At 70.7% G+C, this 6,000-nt stretch carries 4 protein-coding genes; 3 read left to right on the top strand and 1 reads right to left on the bottom strand.

What is annotated here, in order from left to right; genetic code table 11:
* Both ACNPM4_RS05585 and ACNPM4_RS05590 read left to right on the top strand, forming a co-directional pair.
* Nucleotides 1–993: RecB family exonuclease (locus tag ACNPM4_RS05585; protein ID WP_448985003.1), on the top strand; the 993-nt coding region annotated here is incomplete at its 5' end.
* Nucleotides 990–4,484, top strand: coding sequence for a UvrD-helicase domain-containing protein (locus tag ACNPM4_RS05590; RefSeq protein WP_448985006.1), 3,495 nt, complete (start codon nt 990–992; stop codon nt 4,482–4,484). The genes ACNPM4_RS05585 and ACNPM4_RS05590, both read left to right, overlap by 4 nt.
* Here ACNPM4_RS05590 and ACNPM4_RS05595 read toward each other — a convergent pair.
* Nucleotides 4,430–5,794, bottom strand: a complete 1,365-nt coding sequence (locus ACNPM4_RS05595) for a protein kinase family protein (protein ID WP_448985004.1) — start codon at nt 5,792–5,794, stop codon at nt 4,430–4,432. The two genes, ACNPM4_RS05590 and ACNPM4_RS05595, sit on opposite strands and share 55 nt — an antisense overlap.
* Nucleotides 5,795–5,858: 64 nt before the next feature.
* Between ACNPM4_RS05595 and ACNPM4_RS05600 the strand changes: the two genes are divergently transcribed.
* Nucleotides 5,859–5,993 (top strand): hypothetical protein, encoded by a 135-nt coding sequence (locus tag ACNPM4_RS05600; RefSeq protein WP_448985005.1) that lies wholly within the window; start codon nt 5,859–5,861, stop codon nt 5,991–5,993.
* Nucleotides 5,994–6,000: the final 7 nt, after the last annotated feature.

Below are 6,000 nucleotides of genomic sequence, written 5' to 3' on the forward strand. Positions count from 1 at the left end.
GTGCTCGCCCGCGAGGGGGTGCCCGGCGCCGACCCCGCGGAGTGGTACGGGGTGACCCCGACCTCGACCGATGCTCCGCTGCGAGATCTCGCGGTCACCGGCGCACGGGTCTCGCCGTCGAAGATGGAGTCCTATGAGGAGTGCGGCCTCAACTGGGTCGTCTCGGCCCTCGGTGGCGACACGGTGATGCCTCCGACCGCCGGCATCGGCACGATCGTGCACGAGGCGATGGAGCGCGTTCCCGATGGTGACCTGGAGCGGATGCGCGCGATCGTCGAGGAGCACTGGCCGGAACTCGACTTCGAGACCGAGTGGATCGGCCGCAAGGAGCGGCGGCGCGCAGACGTGCTCGTGAGCCGCCTGCACACCTATCTCGGCGATGTGCGCCGCGAGGGCGGCCGCGCGATCGGCAGCGAGATGGAGTTCCGCTTCGCCGTCGACGTGGCCGCCGAAGCGGGAGACGATGCCGTGCCGACGGTGCACCCGGTCGGGGAGGACCGGTCGAATCAGGCCGTCATCCACGGGTACATCGACCGGGTGGAGGCCTATCCGCCGGCGGCCGGCGAGCACTCCCATGCTCGCGGACGCGGTTGGGAGCGGATGTCGAGCGGACCGGAAGGGCCCGTGGTCGTCGTCGACCTGAAGACCGGGAAGAACGACCCCGAATCCGACTCCGGCGTCGCCGAGCACGCACAGCTGGCCGCCTATCAGGTGGCGGTCCAGGAGGGGCTGGTCGAGGGTGCCCCGCCGGCGTCGCTGGCGGGTGCGCGGCTCGTGATCGTCTCCAAGACGCTCGCCAAGAGCGACTACCGGATCGCCCATCAGCACACGCTGAGCGACGAGTCGCGCTCCGCCTTCCTGCGGCGGGTATCGGATGCGGCGCGCGGTATGTCGGCATCGAGCTTCACCGCGCAGGTGGAGTCGCACTGCGCAGACACGCAGCGCCGCGTGCATCCGTGCCGAATCCACACGGTGCCGGCGGTGAGCTCATGACGGCGTGGAACGGCGGCGAAGGCCTCTCCGCCACCGACATCGCCGCCGCGCTCGGCCAGCCCTCGCCCACAGCTGCTCAGCAACGCGTGATCGAGGCTCCGCCGGAGCCGGCGCTGGTCGTGGCCGGTGCCGGCAGCGGCAAGACCGAGACGATGTCGGGGCGCGTGGTGTGGCTGGTCGCGAACGGACACGTGCGCAGAGATGAGATCCTCGGCCTGACGTTCACGAGGAAGGCGGCGGGCGAGCTCGCTGAACGGATCGGACACCGGCTCGCGGTCATCGACGAGTACGGACGCCGGGGACTCCTGCCGCATCTGCCCGAGATCGTGCGGACCGGTGCACTACGTCGTGTCGATGAGGCGGTGCCGGGCCGCCAGCGCGAGCTCGTGCGCACGCATGTGCTCGACGAGCTGGCCGCGCACCACGGCACCGGCTGGAATCCGGCGACGCCCCGATCGGCGGAAGACCTCATGGTCCGGCCGCGCGTCTCGACCTACAACGCGTTCGCCGACGGCATCGTCCGGGAACATGCGGCACGGATCGGGCGGGATCCCGACGTCGCGATGCTCAGCCAGGCAGCCTCCTGGATGCTCGCGCGGGAAGTGGTGCTCCGCAGCGATCTGCCCGATCTGGAGAACATCGACTATGCGCTCGGGACGATCATCGACGCAGTGCAGCGGCTCGCGGGTGACGCCCTCGATCATCGCGTCGACCTCGCCCTGGCCGAGCGGATCGCGGGGGAGCAGGCCCTCGCGTTCGAGCCGTATCGAAGCAACGGCGATGTCGAGAAGGCGGCGGTCAACCTGCTCAGTCTGCCGACGCTCGCACGCCTGGTGCGTGACTACATCGACGAGAAGGAACGTCGTGGCGTGCTGGACTTCGCCGATCAGGTCAGTGGCGCCTACGACATCGTCGAGTCCGCTCCCGATGTCCGCGCAGAGCTCCGCGAGCAGCATCGCGTCGTGCTCCTCGACGAGTACCAGGACACTTCGGTGATCCAGACGCGCTTCCTCGCCGAGCTCTTCCGTGATTCCGCGGCGATGGCGGTCGGAGACCCGCACCAGTCGATCTACGGCTGGCGGGGTGCGAGCGCCGACAACCTCTATGCCTTCTCCGGCACGTTCTCGGGAACGGGAACAGCGACGACGTACAGCCTCATGACGAGCTGGCGGAACGACCGCGGCATCCTCGACATCGCGAACCGGGTACTCGAGCCGCTGCAGCGCCCGGGGCTGGATGTCCCGCCTCTCGAACCCCGCCCCGGGGCGGGGGAAGGCACCGTCGCCGTGCGATTCCCGTTCACGGTCGACGAGGAGGCCGCGGCCGTCGCGGACTGGTTCGCCGAACGGCGGACGGAGCACGATGCGCGCGCGGCCGGTTCGGGTCACGCGATGACACCTCACACCGGCGCGATCCTGTTCCGTTCCAAGCGGCACATGCAGACCTTCGCGGCCGCGCTCGCCGGCCGCGGCATCCCGCACCGCATCCTCGGCCTCGGTGGACTCCTCGCGACACCGGAGGTGGTCGACGTCGTCTCGACCCTTCGCGTCGTGCACGATCCCACGGCGGGGTCCGCGCTGATCCGCCTGCTCACCGGCCCCCGGTTCGGCGTCGGCGTCGCCGACATGGCGGCCCTCTATGACCTGGGGCGCACGCTGTCGGAGCGCGACACCGCGATGGCGCCCCTCCCTGAAGAAGTGCGGGCACGGCTGCGATCTTCCCGCGGCGCGGACGAGGCGGTGTCGATCATCGACGCGGTCGACGTGGTGCGCGCGGTGCGCGACGACTACCGGTTGCTCGAATCGATCACCCCCGACGGGCGGGCGCGGGTCAGAGCAGCGGGGGAGATGCTGGAACGGCTCCGACGCGCCTCGTCGCAGCCGATCCCGGAGCTGATCCGGCTCATCGAGCTCGAGCTCCGCCTGGACATAGAGCTCGCGGCCAACGAGACCAGGGGGCCTGCACGCATCGCGGCCACGCAGCTGCGTGCCTTCGCCGACGAGGTGCGCGCGTTCCTCGCCGCCGACGAGCGCGGGAGCATCGGCAGCCTGCTCGCCTGGCTCGACAAGGCCGAGAGCACGGATGAGCTGATGCCGCGGCCGGAGCCGCCGGAGGCCGGTGTCGTGCAACTGCTGACCATCCACGGGTCGAAGGGCCTGGAGTGGGATGCGGTCGCGGTGGTCCGGTTGGTCGCCGACGAGCTTCCGAGCCGGGTCTCCGACACCTCCGGCTGGTTCGGGTTCGGCGTGGTGCCGTTCGCGCTGCGCGGCGACAGGGACGCGTTGCCGCGTTTCGAGTGGGACCCCGCCGAGGCCATGGGCGGCGAGGCCGACCCCGCGAAGCGGCAGAAGCTCGCGCAGGCGTCGCTCTCCGGCGGTGCGACGAAAGCGAATCCGCACGGAGGTGCGCTCAAGAGGTTCAAGGACGCCTACCGCGCGTATCAGCAGCAGGAGGAGCGGCGCCTCGCGTACGTCGCGGTCACCCGTGCGCGGACGGATCTGCTCCTCAGCGGTGCGCACTGGGCCGGTCAGAAGGCCCCGCGCACGCCGAGTCCCTTTCTCGTCGAGGCGATCGAGGTGCGCGGCCTCGAGCCGATCGAGACGGTGGACCCGGACGACAATCCGTACGACGGTCCCGGGTCCACGCTCCGGTGGCCACTCGATCCGCTGGGAGCGCGGAGGACGGTCGTCACCGCAGCCGCCACAGCCGTCGATGAGGCGATGCGCGCCGGGACGGCCGAGCCGACGATCGAGCTCGAACGGCTGCTGGCTGAGCGCGCCGCCCGCCAGCGCGGAACGGATGCCGAGGCCCCGACGCGCGTACCCGCCTCGCGATTCAAGGACTATGTCACCGACTTCTCGGGAACACTGTCGTCGATCGTGCGCCCCATGCCGGAACGCCCTTATCGGCAGACGCGGCTCGGCACCCTGTTCCATGCCTGGGTGGAGCAGCGGTCCGAACTCGTCGGAGTCGGCAGTCGCGTCGACGAGGCGCTCTGGGAGATAGACGAGGACGAGACCGGGTCAGACCCCGTACGCGAAGGGTCGGGTGCAGCCGCCGACGCCGCTGATCTCGCTGTCCTGCAGGCGACGTTCGAGCGCAGCGAATGGGGCGGGCTGAAGCCGATCGCCGTGGAGATCGAGATCGATTTCGCCCTCGGATCCGGGCTGCCCGGCTCGCACGAGCGCGAAGAGGCGCACATCGTGATCTGCAAGCTCGACGCGGTGTACCGGCGCGCCGACCGCGGCGGCCGCATCGAGATCGTCGACTGGAAGACCGGTCGGGCGCCGCGCACACCGCAGGAGCGCGACGAACGGATGCTGCAGCTCGCGCTCTACCGCCTGGCCTATCATCGGCGATTCGAGGTGCCGCTCGAGGAGATCGACGTGGCGTTGTACTACGTGGCGGACGATCTGATCATCCGGGGCGACCGCGTCTATTCGGAGGAAGAGCTCTTCCACCGCTGGAGTGCCGCGCGCGCGGCGCGCTGAGCCTCGTCGGAATCGTCCGCGTCGTCATCCGTGTCCTCGCGCGGGGCGAGGGGGTGCGAGTCCTCGCGTGCTCCGGCGACTCCGCTGGTGCCGGCGAAAAGGCTCGCGACACCGGAGAGGTCCTCGGTCTCGATGTTCAGCATCTCCGCCCGGTGCGCGCTCTCGTCGGCGCGACGGCCGGTCGCGGTGCCCGGGAGTGCTTCGTGGGGCGCGGTCTCGGTCTGCGCCGGGTCCGACTCGTCGGGGGCGTTGGCCCACAGCTCTTCCGGGTTGTACGCGTCGGTGTGCATCGATGTATCGATCTCTGCGGCGGTGTCCTGGGGAACACGGTCGAGGGCATCGAGGGCGGAGTCGACACCGACCCCGCGAGAGTCGACGACGTTCAGGTCGTCGTCGCGGATGCCCTCGGCGAGTGCGTCCAGCAGGGCGGCGGCATCGTCGACGATGTCCGGTCGGCGCATCGAATCGCCGTGGACCAGCCATCGGGCGAACTCGAGCTCCGCGAGCAGGCGCGCGCGCACCTCCAGGCCGCTGTCGGGTGCCCGGTCGACCGAACGGGCATATGCCGCGTGCACGTCGGCGGCGGCGTCCGGGGCTGCCGAGAGCCAGGAGAGATCGATGGCCGGATCGCCGACGGAGAGTCCATGCCATCCGACCAGTCCGACCACTTCGGGACCGCGCTCGGGGTCGTCTTCGAACAGGAACGAGGTCGCCTGGACGCCCCCCAGGATGACGGTGGACTCGAAACGCCACAGCTCGTCGTCGGCGACGGCATCGCGCCAGCGCACCGTGAGTCGAGCCGGAACGCGGCCCGTGGCAGCGGCGGTGTCGATCAGGCGCTCCAGTTCCGCGCGGCTCTCCTCGGCGCTGCGAGTGGCGAGCCCGGAACCGCGGACGACCGAGGTCGGAAGGGCGTGCACGGCGGCGATCGACGACCCCATGGATTCGGCGGCGCCACGCCCGGCCGGCACCAGCGCGGCCTCGATCTGGAATCCGGGAAGGAGCTCGGTCACGAGGGCGCGGGCGTCGCCGAGTCGCGTCTCCCCGATATAGGCCGGGGCGCGGAAGGGGAGCATCGCCCGTGCGCCGTCGGTCAGTGCGCGCAACGCGAGTGCCTCGGCAGCGAGCTCACGCGCGGTGTCGTCATCGTCTGCGACACGGATCGCGAGCTCACGACCGTCGGCGAGTGAGGCCACCGCCGAGTCGAACCGCGCGTCGCCGTCCGCGCTCAAGCTGCGGGCGCCCGTGACCTCCGCCCCGGGCAGAGCAGCGGTCACTGCCGCGGCTAGAGTGAAAGGAGAGCGTCCCATGCCCCCAGGGTAGGTCGGCTCAGGGGCGGTCCCGCCTCCGCCACGCCCGTGAAAGAGGGAGTCGATGACCATTCCGCGCCCGTCCCTCGACCGTGCAGCCGAACTCCGCGACGAGCCGGACGTCATCGGCCGCCTCCGTGGCGACCCGGCCACCCGGGTGATCGTCGTCCGCGAGGGGCGGGTCAGAGTCGTCGATTAGACGCTCC

It is taken from the genome of Microbacterium umsixpiens (assembly GCF_053543675.1).